We start from the raw sequence: 17,084 nt of genomic DNA on the forward strand, positions 1-17,084 counted from the left end.
AGCGCTACCTAAGAAAGGCAGCGCTGACTTACGATGTTACTGCATTACGAAAGAACTAGCGCTTAGCAGCCTGCTTTTTCAATTCGAAATCGAACTCATCCGGGAACAAGATAACGCCTTCTTCTTGCTCGTTCGGGAATACCACAACAGCAAGTTCGTCGTCTTCTAGACCATTCGTCCAGCGACTGTGCCATTTGTTCAACGAAATAGACTCAGCTTTACACTCAGACCAATCACCCGTTGCCCATGATTCTGCGAACTCTTGGTTTGGCCATACTGGAACACAGTCTTCATCTTCTGTGTTCAGCATTACACAACCGTGTTCATCGGTTAAGATCCATACTTCACGGTTTGCTACGATTTCTTTCACACAGTATTTCAGGCGTTGCTCGCCCGTATACTTGTTGATTTCAGCGATTTTTTTATCGTCTAGCTGTGTAGTCATCTTAATTTCCTACTTTAGTCAGTAACTTTGCTCTTAAAGCTATTTTATGCCGAGTGTTTTTAACTTCAAACATTATCGATGAAGAAGAAAGTCTACTTCAAAGAAAAACGCCTGCTAAATAAGCAGGCGTTTAATATTAAGCGACTTGATTAAACAAGCTCACCTTGTAGCCAAGGCCAGCCTTGCTTCTTACGGCTTAGTGTATTTTCCATCATCAATACGCCGTCTTTCTCGTGCTTAACCAATTTCTCAGCCCACTCACCTTTGTATAGAAGACGAGTTTGAGCAGTAGTGATATCTGTTAGCATTACCGCTGCGAACGCTAGACCGTCTTTCTCACAACGCTCTTCAAGATCAGCTTCTAGTGCTTCGATCATGCCGTCTACTTGCTCAAGAGTCGCAAGTTCAACTTGACCAACAACAACATCACGACCGTTGAATGGGTAGCCTTTAAGGTCTTTTTCTACTAGCTGTGCAGCAGATAGGCCTTCGATGTTTGTCTTAGCGATTAGAAGCGCTTTGATGAATGCATCAACGTCAGTTACGCCAGCGATTTCAGCAAGCTCAGCAACGGCGTCTTTGTCTTTTTGAGTACATGTTGGAGAAGCGAAACCAACTGTGTCTGAAAGAATTGCAGACATCATTAGTTTAGCGATTTGTTGAGAGATTGCGTGACCTTCAATCTTGAACATGTTGAAAAGTACAGTGTTTGTACAACCAACAGGCCAGATCCAAGCTTCCATTGGGTTTACTGTCATCACGTCGCCTAGACGGTGGTGATCGACAATACCTACGATCTCTGCATCAGCAACATCATCTGGTGCTTGTGCTAGGTCTGAGTAATCTACTAGCCAGATTTTCTCACCAGCAACAGAAGTACGAAGCTCTGGCTTTTCAGCACCAGCGACTTCTAGAATGTGTTGAGTTTCGCGGTTGATCTCGCCTTGGCGAATTGGTGTCGCTTCCTCGCCACGAGCTTTAAGAAGCTCTGTTGCAACTAACGCACTACAAATACTGTCACTATCAGGGTTTTTGTGACCAACAACTAAAATCATGTTTCTTCCTATTACACTAACAATTATGACTCTACCTTTAGAGCCTCTCTTTATTAGCCATACTTTACCTCATTTTTTTAGATTGGTCATGTTTCGTGGGTTTAGCCAATAGTAACAATAGATAAAAAAACAACAAATGCAATTGATAATTATTATCATTCGTATATATTTATCTTAAGCCACTAATTTTGAGTAACACCTATGGATCGACTAATCTCTTTTTTGCCAAGCAGTAGTGCTGCGAAAACAACTCAGTTTTCACTGTCATTTAAGCGCCTGCTTTTGCCTATCTCACTTTCAGCTTTAGTCGCGGCTCCCGCCACGCGAGAATTAACGGTCACCACCTTGTCAGACGCCTTCTGGGCAGTGTCTTGTTATGTCGCTTTAACCTTGGCTATTTACCACTGGTTAAGCCTGTACATCAACAAAGATAACGTCTTCAATAAGCTCGTCCATCAATCTCGTTCAAACCAAGTGGTATTCGCGGCTCTCATGGGGGCGCTACCCGGCTGTGGCGGTGCGATAGTGGTGACCACACAATTTATCTCGGGAAAACTCGGATTTGGTGCGGTAGTTGCGGTGCTCGTCTCAACCATGGGTGACGCGGCGTTCCTACTCATAGCGAGCGAGCCGAAGACAGGTTTAGCCATGATGGCGATGGGCGTGATTGTGGGTACTGCGTCAGGCCGAATTATTAACTTATTTCACGCAGACGACTTCTTACGCCCGAAACAAGCAGAAAAAAATGAAGCCACCAACAGCTGCGCTTCTCAATCTCAAGACAAAAAATCGGTCTCTAAAAAAGCGATAAACCTGCAAGGTTACCTTTGGTCTGTACTGATTGTTCCTGGTGCTGCCGTTGCCCTACTTGGCTCTTTTCAAGTCGATGTGAACGAGCTGCTCGCTTTGCCTGAAATGTCGATGGAATGGGCGGGGACAATTTTGCTAATCAGCTCGATGTTTCTGTGGGGGTTGACTCGCGAAATTGAGGATTACAAATCAGCCGTGAGTGAGGACGAAAAATGTATAGGCTCTCACCCATTGCAAAAGACCGCTCAAGATACAAACTTTGTCACCGCTTGGGTGGTGGTTGCCTTTCTTTTCTTTGAATTTGGCTCTGTGATAGCAAATGTCGATTTTGCGACGCTATTCTCAAGCTGGGGCATCATGCTCCCCCTGGCTGGCGTGTTGATGGGTTTGCTACCGGGCTGTGGACCGCAATTATTGGTCACTAGCTTATACCTTTCAGGCGCACTCCCACTTTCGGCTCAGGTAGGTAACGCAATTTCAAATGATGGTGATGCACTATTTCCTGCTATCGCGATGGCACCGAAAGCAGCACTGGTCGCAACCTTGTATTCAAGTGTGCCCGCTTTAATCTGTGCTTATGGCTATTGGTTTATGTTTGAGATCTAACTTGAGTAGAGTTAACTCCATAGGCTTCTGTATGGTCGGTACTTTGTATCGGCCTTTTTGTTGCCGTCAGCCTGAGCCTTTCCACAAGTTCTTTTTACCTTCCCTTCCTGCTTCACTGTTTCTACTACTGATCTCAAACAGCGCGTTACAGCCTGTCTCAAAACGCCCTCTATTAGCCCTGTACAAGGCTTATTTAGAAACACCAACACAGACATCTAAAATACAAAAAGCCCCTGTAAGAGTGCTTACAGGGGCTTTAATTCAAGCTTTAATCTTGGTTCTTAAGTAAAAGACTTAAGAAACTTCGATTGGACCACCGAATGAAGTTACTGGAGGCAGTTTGCCTTGGAACTTCTCGAAGTCTACCAAACATGTGTTTGCTGACGTCGCTTGAGCAAGTTCAGACGTACCGATATCTTGAGTCAGTGTGTTTGGATCGCCGTATGTATCTAGCGCGCCCACTTTCTCGTTGATCGGACCGTACCAAGCACCTTCTTCGATACGAACAACACCAGGAGCGTAGCTATCCATTAGAACAGCACCCGCTAGTAGTTGACCACGGTCGTTGAACACTCGTACTACATCACCATCTTTGATGCCTTTCTTCTTAGCATCTACTGGGTTGATGTAGATTGGCTCACGGCCTTGTACCGCGTAAGTCGCACGCCACTCTTCAGATTCACACATCTGAGAGTGAAGACGCTTGTCTGGGTGACAAGATTGTAGCCAGTACGGGTGTTTGTCAGAGCCTGGACCACCGTGTGAACGTTCAGATTTCTCGAACCACATTGGGTGTTCTTGACAGTGCTCGTAACCCATGTTGCCAACAGTACGGCTTGTGATTTCGATGAAACCAGAAGGAGTACCTAGTGCGTTGATCTCTGGATCTTCACGGAATGAAGCGTGACGAGTCCATGGCTTACCTTTACCGAAGTCTAGGAAACCTTTTTCCCAGAACTCAGCAAACTCAGGCATTTCGAACTTGCCTTGGTTTTCCGCGCGACATTCGTCGTACAGAGATTTAACCCACTGCATTTCGTCCATACCACGGGTGTAATCGTCGTAACGGCCCCAACGCTTAGTCAAGTTAGACATGATCTCGAAGTCAGTCTTAGACTGGAACAGAGGATCCACTAGCTTGTGCATTGCGATCAAACCACGACCAGAATATGCACCGTAACCATCAATATCGTTGCGTTCCCACTGAGTACATGCTGGAAGCACGATGTCAGAGTGACGACAAGTTGCAGTCCAAGCGAAATCAACAGCCACTACAGTTTGTAAGCTCTTGAATGCTTTACGCATCTTGTTACGATCTTGGTGGTGGTGCCACGGGTTGTTACCACTGAATACCATCATCTTGATGTCAGGCAGTGTCACTGTCGCGCCGTTTGCTTTGATCTTCTTACCTGGCTCTAGCAAGCTATCTACCCAGCGAGCAACAGGGATTACGCGGCTGTAACCGTTGTAATCTGTGTTGGTGTGCTTAGGCGTTTGACCTTGGTCGATGTTCAGCGGGAATGAACCCGGAGCACCGAAGCCAGTTGAAGATACACCGATACCAGAGTAGTGGTGACCGTAAGAGATACCACCGCCAGGTAGACCAATTTGGCCAACCATTGCTGCGATAACTGCACACATCCAGTAAGGCTGTTCACCGTGCTCTTGACGTTGGATACTCCAACCAACAAGAATCTGTGTACGACCGTTAACCAGCATCTTAGCGAAGTCACGAATAGAGTCCGCGCTTGCGCCACAGATAGCTGAAGCCCACTCAGGAGTCTTCTCAACTTTGTCTTTCGTTTCACCTTGAACGTACTTGATGAAATCTTCAAAACCTAGACAGTAAGTTTCGATGAACTTCTTGTCGTATAGGCCTTCGTTGTAAAGAACGTGAGCAACACCAAGCATGAACGCCACATCAGTTTGTGGGTTTATGTACATTTGCTCGTTTTCTAGGTAACGACCTGTTTTGTTTTTAACAGGGTCAACAGAAACAACGTTGATCTCTTTCTTAGCAACTTTTTCTTTCAGCTGTTCTAGGTATGCGAACGACTCGTGAGTCTCACATGTCCAACCTACTTGAAGGTTTTTAACTGGATCGTTACCCCAAAGAACAATGTTGTCACTGTTTTCTAGGATAAGTTCCCAAGATGTACCTTGTGCGTAAACTTCAGTAGAACCTAGCACGTAAGGCATGATCGTTTGACCAGCACCTGTTGAGTAGTCACCGATTTTCTTCACAGAGTAACCGTGAAGTGCCATTGCACGTTGCATGTGGTTAGTACAGCTGTGGAACTGACCTGTTTGTCTCCAACCAGTTTGACCTGTGTGAAGCGCCCATGGACCGTAATCTTTCTGTACGCGCTCTAGCTCGCGGTAAACAAGGTCTAGTGCCTCGTCCCAAGTCACACGAATAAAGCGGTTGTTACCACGCGTGTCTGCGCTGTACTTATGCTTCTTCAACCAATCTAGGCGAACCATTGGGTAACGCACACGTGATGGGCTGTAGATAATACCTTTAATACCTTTCAGCATCTCTGTTGGGTGCTGATCGATTTCTAGAGGTTTAATTTCTTGTACTTTACCCGCGTAAACGCGAGCTCGGAATGCACCCCAGTGAGAACCAGAGACTTTCCACACGCCGTCTGTTTCTGCAGCAGATGCTGAAGCCGACGCCAATAAGCTTGGACCGATAACCGATGCCGCACTTGTCGTCGCGACACCTTTCAGAAAACTTCTTCTTGTAATTGCCATTGTGTTACTCCAATTGACGTCTTATTAGTGATGGCCTTCAGAAAAATCTGATGAGTGCTTCTGTAGATACTTAAGAACAAGTGCTTCTGTATCTGTATCGAAGTTAACGAATGCAATCATACCATCTAGCATGCCTACCCAACCGTTAGCACTGAAGTGAGCTTCATCTGGCTGTGAGTGACACGTTGAACAGTTAGATTGGTACGCTTGACCAGCTGCGTTCCAGATTGGATCGAAGTTATCAACCATAGACTCTTTCTTCATCCAAAGTGCTAGGTTAACTTCTTCCCAAGGAAGGCCAGTTAGCTCATCTTCTTTCTTCTCACCAACAGTGATTACGTCACTTTGAGATACTTCTTTCGTCAAGATTGCAGTCGAGATGTTCATACCGAAGTCTTCTTGGATTACACGTCCGAAGCCTTTCGCTTTACGCCAACCGTCGATTTGAATCTTGATCATGTCGCCTTTTTCGTCGATCACAGCAACTTTACTTGCAGGGCTTAATAGACCCGCTTCAACTTCAGCTGTTTCATCTGTGTACATTGGTAGGTGACGAATAGAGATCACGTCTGAACCATTTGCGTAAGACGTGCTGCTTGCTACGTTTTCTAGCTCGCCAACAATACCGCTCGCTGATGCCATATCTAGTGGAAGGTTGTGAGCAATACCTTTGTGACAGTCAACACAGCTTTGATCACGCTCTGCCGCGTTCTTCATCTGGATACGCGCTGTTGGGCGCATGTTTTCGAAATCCATTGAATCGTAGTTGTGACAGTTTTTACACTCTAGAGATTTGTTCGAAGAGAAACGATCCCATTCGTGTTTAGCCAGTTCGATACGACGAGCTTCGAATTTCTCAGGTGTATCCAGGTCTCCAAATACTTGAGCGAATACTTCTTTAGATGCTTGCATCTTACGAGCAATTTTTGCTGTCCATTCATGTGGAACGTGACAGTCAGGACAAGTAGCACGTACACCAGAAGTGTTTTTCCAGTGAACCGTTTCTTGTAGTTCTACGTATACGTTGTCACGCATGGTGTGACAGCTTACACAGAATTCTTCTGTATTTGTGTGCTCTAGAGCTGTGTTAAAACCGCCCCAGAAAATAACACCGGCGATAAAGCCACCCATAGTTAGTACACCAAGACTGATGTGTACTGCTGGGCGAGTCATTGTGCGCCATAATTTAACTAAAAATGATTTCATGTTTAGCTCTCTTAAATATTGATTTTAAAAAATGTTGTTACTAGAGGGCATTACATGCCGCCGTGAGCACCAGGAGGTCCGAATACAAACACTTGCAGTGCCCAAACTAGGAAGCCGTAACCGCCTACAAAAGCCACACTTAATATTGGGAAGAGAACCACCGCGATGAAGAGGAAAGACTTCCACTCCAGCGAATGTTTTTCGCTAGTTTCAATTTTATTAACATCACTCATACATTTTGCCTATTTTGTATTTAGTAATTTCGAGTAACCCATTCTATGGGGCTAAAGTTCTTAAGTATCTAACGACAAATTTTAGACCATACTCAAAGTAGGGTTCAATCAAATCTCCCGTTATAACCCTTGCTAATCAATACTTTTTTGAGCTCATCCAAACTTGTTTTTAGTTAAACAAAGTTATTAAAAAGTATTAACAAATGTGAAGAATTAAGTATATTTCACAAATGTTAACCTATAACATCTATGCAACTGCATTGTAACCAATTTTAACGTTTTACCTACTAAGTAGTAGCCAAAAATGCCTCAAACAACCAATATTTTGTGGTTTGATTGTTAAATTATTGAGTATATTTTGAAGCAACGGCTGAGAAGCTGAAATGCATCATTTGGCACTTTCAGATATGATGGGGACCTACTTAAAAGGAAACATTATGCAAGACGTTATTGATATATCTTGGTGGCAGTTATTGTTCTTCAGTTCACTTCTCTTGCTACCCATTACCATCAACCACAAGTTAAAACTCGGCCTTGGCAAAGAAGCTTCTATCAGCATAATTCGTATGGTTATTCAGCTGTTTCTGGTTGGGCTTTACCTAGAATATTTGTTCACTTTGAATAGTTTGTGGGTCAATTTGCTGTGGTTATTTGCGATGATTATCGTCGGCGCAAGCTCGATTGTTGAAAAATCTAGACTGCCAAGAAACCTACTTTTGGCTCCTGTCGCCGTTAGCCTTGCGATAACTTGTGTACCTATTGTCTTGTTCATCTGCTTTTTCATCATTAAACCGACACCGATCTTTAACGCGCAGTACCTTATCCCGATCGCAGGGATGTTATTGGGTAATAGCTTAAGCAGTAATATAGTGGCATTGCAGAACCTGTTTGGTGCCTTTGAAACACAGAAATCAGAATATGAAGCAGCAATCGCGTTAGGCGCGTCTCCCACTTATGCTGCTGCGCCTTTTGTACGTAATGCGATACAGAAAGCGATGTCACCGATTATGGCCTCTATGGCAACCACAGGCTTAGTAACACTGCCGGGAATGATGACGGGACAAATCTTAGGTGGGGCTTCACCGATGATCGCGATTAAGTATCAACTGATGATCATGCTGGCGATTTTCGTGATGATGAGCTGCTCTTTAGCACTTGCACTTCACCTCTCATTGAAGACATCTCTGACCAAAGAAGGGCGAGTTCTCGCTCAAATACAGCCTTCGAAATAGCCTCCCTACTCCACTTAGATCTGGTTACTCACTGAATTTGAGACAGGTTATCCACAGAAACTGTGGATAACCAAATCAATATAGATCCTTTTTTGTCCATTTCGACCCAAGGAAAGATCATCGCCTTTGATCTTTGGGTGATTTCAAAGACATATACACACATGATGATCAGCGCTGCTGAATGCTCAGGTGATCATTAGAGAGATGGAGAAATAGGTTTTCCACAAATAAAAAACGGCCTGCAATGCAGACCGTCTTGTAAATGTCATAAGTCAGTTCAGTGTTTTCACTGCGCTTTAACTCATCTCGTCAACTGAGTTAGTCATGCCATCTTTATTAGTCACGCAGGTAGATCAACCAGTACCACATACCAACAAAGATACCGCCGCCAATGATGTTACCGATGGTAACGGGCAGCAAGTTGTTCATCAAAAAGTCCATCATGTTCAGATCAACATAGTCCGCTGGGTTAGCGCCGGTCATTGTCCAAAATTCAGCTGGAGCAAATGTTTTGATGCCGATAGCTAAAGGCACTTGGAACATATTCGCAATACAGTGCTCAAAACCAGCCGATACGAACATCGCTACAGGTAAAATCATTACCGCAATTTTGTCAGTCAGAGTACGTCCACTAAACGTCATCCATACCGCGATACAAACCAATACATTACACATGATGCCGAGCGCGATAGCTTGGATAAAATCGTGGTGCATCTTATGTTGGGAGATCGCCATTGCATTCAAACCCACTTGACCGTGGTCGAACATGTACTGTTTGGTCAGCAACATACAAGCCACCAGCAGCAATGCGCCAATCAAGTTACCTACATAAACCGTAGCCCAGTTCTTAACGAGCGTGCGCCAAGTAATCTTGCCACTTGCACGAGCAACCAGAGTCAGCACCGAACTGGTAAATAGCTCACCACCGGTAACAACAACGAGAATTAAGCCCAAGCTAAATGCAAGGCCACCTAATAGGCGAGTAATACCCCAAGGCAAATCACCAGCACCAGTCGTTACGATGGTGTAGAACACAAACGCAATACCGATGTGTATGCCAGCGGAAATCGCTAGGAGAAAAGATTTGATTGGATCTTTGGTTGCTTTACCTACGCCAATATCTGCAGCGCGCTCAGCCATTTGTGGCGGTAATAATGAGTCAAATTGGTTTAGATTCATGATGATTTACATTTTGAAACATGTCGTCGGGAGCGCGATAATCCTCTCTTTCATTTCTGAATTCAAGAGCTATTTTAGGCTCAAAATGCCTCTCACAGCCTTGTTGAAAGCAAATAGTCCGAGTTATTCCAAATTCATACGACTTTAGTAGTAAAAAGAAAACTCTGCTGAATGATTAGTTATCAGCATAGAAATTGACACACCTATAAATATCAACAAGTTACGTTAAAACCAAAAGAATAACGTACACTAAAATGGCTCACTTAGCGCTTTTATTTCTAGATTTTGATATAGATCAACAGAACGTAAAAAAGCGCCCTAAGGCGCTTTTAACTCAATCACAAATAAAGAAATTAGTGATGCTAAACCGAAGGTTCAATCACTTCTTCTGATGATTGTTCTAGGGTTGAATCCTCGAGAGTAGATTCAACAGCCGGGGACATCACATCAGAATCACTTTCGTTGGCCACTTTGCCACCTAAGCTTTTCAAACTATCCACTAACTCTTCTAAGCTTTTTATGTGCGCATCACTCTTGGTAATCTGCTCACCGAGCAACTCACTGTGCTTGGTTGCTTCAGACAATTGCTGCGCTTGCTTCTGGTTTTCAGACTCTAGCTTAGCCAATTGCTCAGTCAAAGTTTCAATCTCTGACTTTAAAAGCCCTGTCATATCAGAGCTTTTTAACGCCTTAACACTCGCGACAATCTTCTGTGATTGCTGACGTAAGCCAACATCACGGTAATCTTCATCATTAACGATTTGTGAAATGCTCAGTAACTGGTTCTCTGCATTCAAAACCGACTGTTCGAACTGGTCGCCTTTTACGCTCGCCAGCACTTTGACTTCATGAGCGACACTGCGCACGTGGTTCAATTCAAACTCTGCAGCGTGAACCGCATCTTCAATGATCGACTTTTCACGAGGGCTAGCTTTCACTTGGCTTTCAGCCAACGCAATTTGAGATGCCGCCTTAGCAAAGGTTAGAGGAGCAACGTCATCAAAGTCTTCATCTTCCAAGAACTCTAATTCGTTCTTCAAAGGTTCGATGTATTTCTTATGCGCCACTTTAACTTCTAGTAAACGGGCATTGTTAAGAAATTCCACCTGCGCTTCTTGAGCGTCTTCAAGCTCATCGACCAACACATACTCGAACAACTCGCTGTATTCTGAATACAAACGTTTGTAGCTCGAGGTAAACATGGTATCTGCACCCAAGAACTTCAGGTAATCCATTTGGACAATCGAATCAGCAAGTACTCGGTCAGCCTTCTTCTTTAACACTAAGATCGAGTCATAGTTTGATTTGATCAACGCGATTTTTTCATCGAAGGCTTCAGCGTAAGTTAGGCTCGAAAAAATGGAGTAACTCTTGGTTATCCGAGTTTCGTCTTTCAGTAAGTCCGCATAAATGCTTTCAGCATCATCCCATGCGTCTAATAGTTCATTGTAATTCTCTGGTGCATAGAGAGACAATTGAGCATGGTCTTCAAGCTTAACTTCCCATTCGGAGTAAACGCTTTGGACAGACTGAAATGAACGGACCTCTATTGTCGATTCATTATTGTTGTTTGTGGTTTGGTTCGCGTCTGTCTGCTCTGAGGGTGTGCTTTGACAACCTGAGATAGCAAATAGCATACTGATCGTTAATGCTACTTTGTTCGCTCTCACTTATGCATATCCTTTTTATACAATATTCGCTCAATGCAAATTATTTCTAGTCACAATATATTACAACCACTTAGCAATAAACATCATTGATGATTTAAGTGGGTGCAAATCACCCAATATAACCAAAATAAACTCATCACTCGATGATTAATCAATCAATTTGGTATCACTTATCAATTCTCTTTATTTGCTATTGCCTGAGCCGAGAATGCGCACTAAGGTGAAGGTAGAGAACGTTATGAATATATAGGTTAATTATGAAGTACAACGCTGAACATATTGCTGATTTAAACCTCCTTCTTCAATTTGATGTAAGTAGTGCTGCTACTGGAATTAAAGTTCATCAAGAGGCTGCTCAAGAAACTCAAGACGCTGTTAAGCGCCTATTCGAAAAAAACCTTTGTACTCAGCCAGACGGCGGTTACCTAACAGATGAAGGTATCGAGATGGCAGAGCGCGCAGACAAGCTTCTTCGCGTACTAAACTAAAGCTCCATTGTTCTAGTAAAAACTCCACTTGCTTCGGCCGTGGAGTTTTTTCATTTTTGGGCAAAGCTTTGTTAGGCTTAATGTAAATTCGTCATTTGCAGTTGTGAGGAACACATGGCTTCTATATTTATTGTCGGTGCAGGATGGGTAGGTGCACCTTTATCTGAACATTTAGAAAAACATGGTAACCGAGTGGTGGTCACGAAAACGACCCAAGCGGGAGCAGATGCCATTGGTAGCGAACAAATTCCATGTGAAGTGTTTAGCTTTGATTCATCCGATCCACAACAGACTATCGGGCGACTCTATTCATTGTTACTCGAAAACAACACTGAAATTGTGATTGGCAGCTTCCCTCCTGGCTTTAGAAAAGGAGCAGGACAAGAGTATGCCGACTACTGGCAGCAACTCACCAATGCATGTCAAAAGGCCAACATTAAAAAGCTCATTATGGTTAGTTCAACTACGGTATACCCAACCAAGCCGGGTGTGCTGAACGAGCTGGATGCATCACTCCCTCTTTCGACATCAGATAACGAGCACGCTTCTTCATTTTCCGATAACGCACGAATCATGCTGCAAGCTGAACAGTCAGTGATTGATTCCGGTATCGACTACACCATTCTTCGCTTTAGTGGCCTAATAGGCCCAAGCCGTCACCCATCACGCTTCGCAAGCAAGTTAAAACAAGTCAGCACTCAAGCTCCAGCCAACATGCTGCACCTTGATGACGCGATTGGTGCTGTCGATTTCGCTATCAGTCAACTGCACAACGAAGTAGTTAACGTGACCACGCCAAATACGGTTAGTAAGGCGGAGTTTTATGCCGCGGCATTGAAAAGCGCCAACAGCAGTGAGCCTCTGCCCGCTGTTGTTGATACCCCAGACAAGTTAATCTCTTCGAAGAAGATTCTCGACTTAGGTTATTCATTTAAATTCGAATCCACACTGGACGCACTTCATGACTGAACAATCTATTGCTAACAAAGATCCCAACATAAAACTGCATCGCTCAGTCGACACCCTTTGGAACTTTATGTCGATGGGTCACAAGGTTACGCCTTCCGACTGTATCTTTGTATTGTGTAGCAACGATACTCGCGTCGCGGAATATGCAGCCGAGCTTTATCACCAACAGATCGCGCCTTACATCGTTTTTTCTGGTGGTGTGGGACGCTTTACCGAAGGGAGCTTTGAGCGCTCAGAAGCTGAAACATTCGCTTCTATCGCGCGAGATTGTGGTGTGCCTGACTCTGACATTATCATAGAGAAACACGCGACAAATACTGGGGAAAATGTACGATTCACTCATGAGTTGCTGACAGAAAAAGGGTTATCGCCGAAGAGGCTAACCTTAGTTCAGAAGCCCTTCATGGAGAAACGTACCTACGCCACCTTCCGTAAACAGTGGCCTGACCAAACTTCCGAGATTACCGTGACGTCGCGATGGCAAACTTGGGATGATTACTTTAACGAAGAGCTACCGTTAGATATGGTGTTAGGCGCATTAATTGCTGATTACGAGCGAATCAAATCCTACCCAGAGAAAGGCTTTCAGATTGAGATGTCGATCCCCGACGACGTTGACCAAGCCTATCAAGCATTGAAGAAGCTCGGTTTCGAATAAATCAAAAGATCGACTTCGAATAAAACAAAAGCTCGGCTTGGAAGAAAGCAAAACACAGGCTCAATAAACAAAAACGGTGACACTTGGTCACCGTTTTTCGTTCTTTCGCGTCAGCCAATAGATCGGCTTATTTACCCAACGCTTCTTTGTAGTGCAGGCGGCAAACAGAAACATATTTATCGTTACCACCAATAGCCACTTGGTCGCCCTCAGCAATCGCCACACCGTGCTCGTCGGTACGAATTACCATGTTCGCTTTACGGCCACAGTGACAAATTGTTTTAAGCTCAACAAGTTTATCTGCCCAAGACAATAAGTAACGGCTACCTTCAAACAGTTCACCCAGGAAATCGGTACGTAGGCCGTAACAAAGTACAGGGATGTGCAGCTTATCAACCACTTCTGTTAATTGGTACACCTGCTCCTTCGATAAAAATTGGCACTCATCGATCAAAACACAATGACGCTTTTCTTCCTCATTAAGCTTTTTGATCGCATCAAACATGTTGGTGTCATTTTTAAACAGCTGAGCTTCAGATTGCAGACCAATTCGTGAGCTCACTTTACCGATACCATAGCGGTCGTCCAACGCTGCCGTAAAGATAACTGGCGTCATGCCACGTTCTTGGTAGTTGAATGAAGATTGAAGAAGCGTTGTTGATTTACCCGCATTCATTGCCGAGTAATAAAAATACATCTGAGCCACAGAAATATTCCTGTTAATTAAAAGTTGAAGATAGAAAAGGTGAAAATAGAGAATTAGTGCTAGAAAAAAGGGCTGAAAATCAGCCCTTTTTATAAGATTTACTTACGACGCCAAGTCGTACCTTCTGGGCCATCTTCCAGAACAATACCCAACTCGTTTAGCTTATCACGTGCAAGATCGGCGTTTGCCCAATCCTTTGAAGCACGAGAATCGTTACGCAGTTTGATCAACGCTTCGATTTCAGCCACTTCGTCGTCGTTACCTGCCGCATCACCTTGTAGGAAGGCTTCTGGCTCTTGGTGAAGAATACCGATGATGTCTGCTAGTTCACGCATCAATGCTCCAAGTCCGCTTGCTTTTTCAATGCTTTCAGGCTTGATACGGTTGATTTCACGCGCCATTTCAAACAGTACTGAATAAGCTTCAGGTGTGTTGAAATCATCGTTCATCGCTGTAGAGAATCGAGTCACGTACTCTTCGCCACCCGCAGGAGCCGCTGTAAGGTCTAGGCCACGAAGTGACGTGTATAGACGCTCTAGTGATGCGCGAGCTTGGTTTAGGTTATCTTCGCTGTAGTTTAGCTGGCTACGGTAGTGACCAGACATTAGGAAGTAACGAACCGTTTCAGCATCGTAATGTGCTAGAACGTCACGAATAGTGAAGAAGTTACCCAGTGACTTAGACATCTTCTCTTTGTCTACCATCACCATACCACTGTGCATCCAAGTATTTACATACTGAGTGCCGTGCGCGCAGCAAGACTGTGCGATTTCGTTTTCGTGGTGAGGGAACTGCAGATCTGAACCACCACCGTGGATATCGAAGTGGTTACCAAGAATAGACGAGTTCATTGCTGAACATTCGATGTGCCAACCTGGACGACCCGGGCCCCATGGCGATTCCCATGTAGGTTCACCTGGCTTAGACATCTTCCAAAGAACGAAGTCTAATGGGCTACGTTTTGCAGATTCAACATCAACGCGAGCACCCGCTTGAAGCTGATCAAGGTCTTGCTTAGAAAGCTTGCCGTATTCGTCGAATTTCTTTACTTCAAACATCACGTCGCCGTTGCTTGCAACGTATGCGAAACCACGTTCAATCAGCTTTTCAACAAGCTCGATGATTTCAGTGATGTATTCTGTAGCACGAGGTTCAACATCTGGACGCTTCATGTTCAATGCATCAAAGTCAGCGTGCATCTCACCGATTAGGCGCTCAGTCAGAGAGTCACAAGACTCACCGTTTTCGTTAGCGCGTTTGATGATTTTGTCATCGATATCTGTGATGTTACGAACGAAGTTCAAATCGTAACCAAGGTAACGAAGGTAGCGAGTTACTACGTCGAAAGAAACGAACGTACGACCATGACCAATATGACAGAGATCGTATATGGTTACCCCACAGACATACATGCCGACTTTGCCAGCTGTAATTGGTTTGAATTCCTCTTTCTGTCTTGTGAGCGTGTTATATATCTTCAGCATGATCTCTATCTATTTTATGGATTAATCAAAAATAAGCTCGCAGTATAACAAGTCATACCTTAATAGGTAATCCCCCAAAGCAGGAATTACCTCAAACATCTGAGTTAAGTGAATGATTTGGTGATTTGAAAGTCCGCCAACATGCGCTAGAATTCGAACTTCATATTAAAAAGACAGTAAGGTAACAATCATGATCATCCTTCACACAAATTTTGGTGACATCAAAGTTCAACTTAACGAAGAAAAAGCACCAGAAACAAGCGCAAACTTTCTACAGTATTGCCGTGACGGTTTCTACGACAACACACTATTCCACCGTGTTATCGATGGTTTCATGATTCAAGGCGGCGGCATGACTTCTGGCCTTAAAGAAAAAGCGACTCGTGCAACGATCAAGAACGAAGCAAACAACGGTCTTGCAAACAAAGTTGGTACGCTAGCAATGGCTCGTACTATGGAACCGCATTCAGCGAGCTCTCAGTTCTTCATCAACGTTAACGACAACTCTTTCCTAAACTTCCGTAGCGAAAGCCTAGACGGTTGGGGCTACTGTGTATTCGCAGAAGTTGTTGAAGGCATGGACATCGTGAACAAGATTAAAGGTGTTAGCACTGGTTCTATGGGTATGCACCAAGATGTACCTCTAGAAGAAGTGATCATCACTGGTACTACAATTGAAGCTTAATTACTTGCTTTCGGTTAGTATTAATAATTGATGAGCCGATAAAATCAGGATACAGGGAGCGAATCGCTCCCTTTTTTTAGACCTATGAAAACATATTTTATATCAGATCTGCACCTTTCTCCGTCACGACAAGACATCACAGACTGCTTCTTAACCTTTATGAAGAACGAAGCCATAGAAGCGGATGCACTTTACGTGTTAGGCGACCTTTTCGAGTTCTGGATTGGTGACGATGATAAGAGTGAATTCGCGACTTCTATCCGCCAAGCGTTTATCGACTTAGTGAAAACAGGCGTGCCTTGTTACTTTACTCAAGGGAACCGCGACTTCTTAGTCGGCAAAAAATTTGCTAAGCAAACGGGCGTGAAACTTCTCGACGAAGTTTCTACGATCGATATCTACGGGCAAAAAGCGGTGGTGTTGCATGGTGATACCCTATGTACTGAAGATGTAAAGTACCTCGCCTTTCGCGAAAAAGTGCATCAGCCATGGTTACAATGGGTCTTCAACCGAATCCCATTTTTCATCAAGAAGAAAATTGTTTCGAAGGTTCAATCAGATATCAAAGATGACAAGCAGACCAAGTCTCTCGACATCATGGATGTGACACAGCAGGAAGTCGAAGATGTGATGGAACGAAACAATGTCGATCTGATGATCCACGGACATACTCACCGCCCAGACATCCATACATTTAGTGCTAACAATTGCACTAAAACCCGTATCGTACTTGGCGATTGGTATACACAAGGCTCAGTGCTGGTGTTCACGCCGCAAAGTTTTGAACTACAGAATCGAGCGTTTAGCAATAGCTTTTAACATCACGCTTAAACTTTCACTTTGATTATTATTGTCGGTCAGACTTTCTTAGAAAGTGTATGGTAATTTCTAGTGAATTAGC

16 protein-coding genes are annotated in these 17,084 nt (G+C 44.0%); 7 read left to right on the forward strand and 9 right to left on the reverse strand.

Annotated elements, in window-relative coordinates; genetic code table 11:
* Window positions 1–55: 55 nt before the first annotated feature.
* Both OCV20_RS10705 and OCV20_RS10710 read right to left on the reverse strand, forming a co-directional pair.
* Window positions 56–445 carry a DUF2750 domain-containing protein gene (locus OCV20_RS10705; RefSeq protein WP_004734596.1) on the reverse strand — a complete coding sequence of 130 codons (390 nt, stop codon included), beginning with the start codon at window positions 443–445 and terminating at the stop codon, window positions 56–58.
* Window positions 446–594: 149 nt separating this feature from the next.
* A complete protein-coding gene (locus tag OCV20_RS10710; protein WP_017060302.1) occupies window positions 595–1,500 on the reverse strand; it encodes a manganese-dependent inorganic pyrophosphatase in 906 nt (301 codons plus the stop codon).
* A gap of 201 nt (window positions 1,501–1,701) precedes the next feature.
* Here OCV20_RS10710 and OCV20_RS10715 point away from each other — a divergent pair, with 201 nt between their 5' ends.
* The gene (locus tag OCV20_RS10715) at window positions 1,702–2,916 is read left to right on the forward strand and encodes a putative manganese transporter (protein ID WP_086773704.1); all 1,215 of its coding nucleotides are present in this window, start codon (window positions 1,702–1,704) and stop codon (window positions 2,914–2,916) included.
* Window positions 2,917–3,210: 294 nt separating this feature from the next.
* Here OCV20_RS10715 and torA read toward each other — a convergent pair whose 3' ends face one another.
* The 3 genes from torA to torE are packed head-to-tail and all read right to left on the reverse strand — an operon-like array spanning window position 3,211 to window position 7,112.
* On the reverse strand, window positions 3,211–5,673 hold the full coding sequence (gene torA, locus OCV20_RS10720) for a trimethylamine-N-oxide reductase TorA (RefSeq protein ID WP_048617692.1): 2,463 nt from the start codon (window positions 5,671–5,673) through the stop codon (window positions 3,211–3,213).
* Window positions 5,674–5,697: 24 nt separating this feature from the next.
* Window positions 5,698–6,879, reverse strand: coding sequence for a pentaheme c-type cytochrome TorC (gene torC, locus OCV20_RS10725; RefSeq protein WP_017060299.1), 1,182 nt, complete (start codon window positions 6,877–6,879; stop codon window positions 5,698–5,700).
* Window positions 6,880–6,929: 50 nt separating this feature from the next.
* Window positions 6,930–7,112 carry a trimethylamine N-oxide reductase system protein TorE gene (torE, locus tag OCV20_RS10730; RefSeq protein ID WP_017060298.1) on the reverse strand — a complete coding sequence of 61 codons (183 nt, stop codon included), beginning with the start codon at window positions 7,110–7,112 and terminating at the stop codon, window positions 6,930–6,932.
* Between the two features lie 437 nt (window positions 7,113–7,549).
* Between torE and OCV20_RS10735 the strand changes: the two genes are divergently transcribed.
* Window positions 7,550–8,344: an ABC transporter permease gene (locus OCV20_RS10735; protein ID WP_086773706.1), complete on the forward strand. Its 795-nt coding sequence runs from the start codon at window positions 7,550–7,552 to the stop codon at window positions 8,342–8,344.
* Window positions 8,345–8,680: 336 nt separating this feature from the next.
* On the opposite strand, the gene focA is transcribed toward OCV20_RS10735, so the two are convergent.
* Together focA and OCV20_RS10745 are read right to left on the reverse strand one after the other, a co-directional pair.
* Window positions 8,681–9,523, reverse strand: a complete 843-nt coding sequence (gene focA, locus OCV20_RS10740; RefSeq protein WP_048614492.1) for a formate transporter FocA — start codon at window positions 9,521–9,523, stop codon at window positions 8,681–8,683.
* Between the two features lie 362 nt (window positions 9,524–9,885).
* The gene (locus OCV20_RS10745) at window positions 9,886–11,193 is read right to left on the reverse strand and encodes an ATPase (protein WP_050712148.1); all 1,308 of its coding nucleotides are present in this window, start codon (window positions 11,191–11,193) and stop codon (window positions 9,886–9,888) included.
* 257 nt (window positions 11,194–11,450) lie between these two features.
* On the opposite strand from OCV20_RS10745, the gene OCV20_RS10750 reads away from it, so the two are divergent.
* From OCV20_RS10750 to OCV20_RS10760, 3 genes are all read left to right on the forward strand, one after another.
* A complete protein-coding gene (locus tag OCV20_RS10750) occupies window positions 11,451–11,681 on the forward strand; it encodes a TIGR02647 family protein (RefSeq protein WP_017060280.1) in 231 nt (76 codons plus the stop codon).
* A gap of 114 nt (window positions 11,682–11,795) precedes the next feature.
* Window positions 11,796–12,650: an NAD(P)H-binding protein gene (locus OCV20_RS10755; protein ID WP_086773707.1), complete on the forward strand. Its 855-nt coding sequence runs from the start codon at window positions 11,796–11,798 to the stop codon at window positions 12,648–12,650.
* Window positions 12,643–13,308, forward strand: a complete 666-nt coding sequence (locus OCV20_RS10760) for a YdcF family protein (protein ID WP_086773708.1) — start codon at window positions 12,643–12,645, stop codon at window positions 13,306–13,308. Before OCV20_RS10755 ends, OCV20_RS10760 begins: the two co-directional genes overlap by 8 nt.
* A gap of 127 nt (window positions 13,309–13,435) precedes the next feature.
* On the opposite strand, the gene OCV20_RS10765 is transcribed toward OCV20_RS10760, so the two are convergent.
* Together OCV20_RS10765 and cysS are read right to left on the reverse strand one after the other, a co-directional pair.
* Window positions 13,436–14,014, reverse strand: a complete 579-nt coding sequence (locus tag OCV20_RS10765) for a thymidine kinase (protein ID WP_017060277.1) — start codon at window positions 14,012–14,014, stop codon at window positions 13,436–13,438.
* A gap of 98 nt (window positions 14,015–14,112) precedes the next feature.
* Window positions 14,113–15,498, reverse strand: a complete 1,386-nt coding sequence (cysS, locus tag OCV20_RS10770; protein WP_017060276.1) for a cysteine--tRNA ligase — start codon at window positions 15,496–15,498, stop codon at window positions 14,113–14,115.
* Between the two features lie 190 nt (window positions 15,499–15,688).
* On the opposite strand from cysS, the gene OCV20_RS10775 reads away from it, so the two are divergent.
* Window positions 15,689–16,183 carry a peptidylprolyl isomerase gene (locus tag OCV20_RS10775; protein ID WP_017060275.1) on the forward strand — a complete coding sequence of 165 codons (495 nt, stop codon included), beginning with the start codon at window positions 15,689–15,691 and terminating at the stop codon, window positions 16,181–16,183.
* Between the two features lie 84 nt (window positions 16,184–16,267).
* A complete protein-coding gene (gene lpxH / locus OCV20_RS10780; RefSeq protein WP_086773709.1) occupies window positions 16,268–17,002 on the forward strand; it encodes a UDP-2,3-diacylglucosamine diphosphatase in 735 nt (244 codons plus the stop codon).
* Window positions 17,003–17,084 lie beyond the last annotated feature (82 nt).

The organism is Vibrio coralliirubri, assembly GCF_024347375.1.
Taxonomy (GTDB): domain Bacteria; phylum Pseudomonadota; class Gammaproteobacteria; order Enterobacterales; family Vibrionaceae; genus Vibrio; species Vibrio coralliirubri.

Bases quoted from the DNA above. Each gene is read 5' to 3' on its own strand.
- focA (WP_048614492.1), bottom strand. From the start codon at position 9,523: ATGAATCTAAACCAATTTGACTCATTATTACCGCCACAAATGGCTGAG.
- OCV20_RS10715 (WP_086773704.1), top strand. From the start codon at position 1,702: ATGGATCGACTAATCTCTTTTTTGCCAAGCAGTAGTGCTGCGAAAACA.
- lpxH (WP_086773709.1), top strand. From the start codon at position 16,268: ATGAAAACATATTTTATATCAGATCTGCACCTTTCTCCGTCACGACAA.
- torA (WP_048617692.1), bottom strand. From the start codon at position 5,673: ATGGCAATTACAAGAAGAAGTTTTCTGAAAGGTGTCGCGACGACAAGT.
- OCV20_RS10750 (WP_017060280.1), top strand. From the start codon at position 11,451: ATGAAGTACAACGCTGAACATATTGCTGATTTAAACCTCCTTCTTCAA.
- torE (WP_017060298.1), bottom strand. From the start codon at position 7,112: ATGAGTGATGTTAATAAAATTGAAACTAGCGAAAAACATTCGCTGGAG.
- torC (WP_017060299.1), bottom strand. From the start codon at position 6,879: ATGAAATCATTTTTAGTTAAATTATGGCGCACAATGACTCGCCCAGCA.
- OCV20_RS10705 (WP_004734596.1), bottom strand. From the start codon at position 445: ATGACTACACAGCTAGACGATAAAAAAATCGCTGAAATCAACAAGTAT.
- OCV20_RS10755 (WP_086773707.1), top strand. From the start codon at position 11,796: ATGGCTTCTATATTTATTGTCGGTGCAGGATGGGTAGGTGCACCTTTA.
- OCV20_RS10735 (WP_086773706.1), top strand. From the start codon at position 7,550: ATGCAAGACGTTATTGATATATCTTGGTGGCAGTTATTGTTCTTCAGT.
- cysS (WP_017060276.1), bottom strand. From the start codon at position 15,498: ATGCTGAAGATATATAACACGCTCACAAGACAGAAAGAGGAATTCAAA.
- OCV20_RS10710 (WP_017060302.1), bottom strand. From the start codon at position 1,500: ATGATTTTAGTTGTTGGTCACAAAAACCCTGATAGTGACAGTATTTGT.
- OCV20_RS10775 (WP_017060275.1), top strand. From the start codon at position 15,689: ATGATCATCCTTCACACAAATTTTGGTGACATCAAAGTTCAACTTAAC.
- OCV20_RS10760 (WP_086773708.1), top strand. From the start codon at position 12,643: ATGACTGAACAATCTATTGCTAACAAAGATCCCAACATAAAACTGCAT.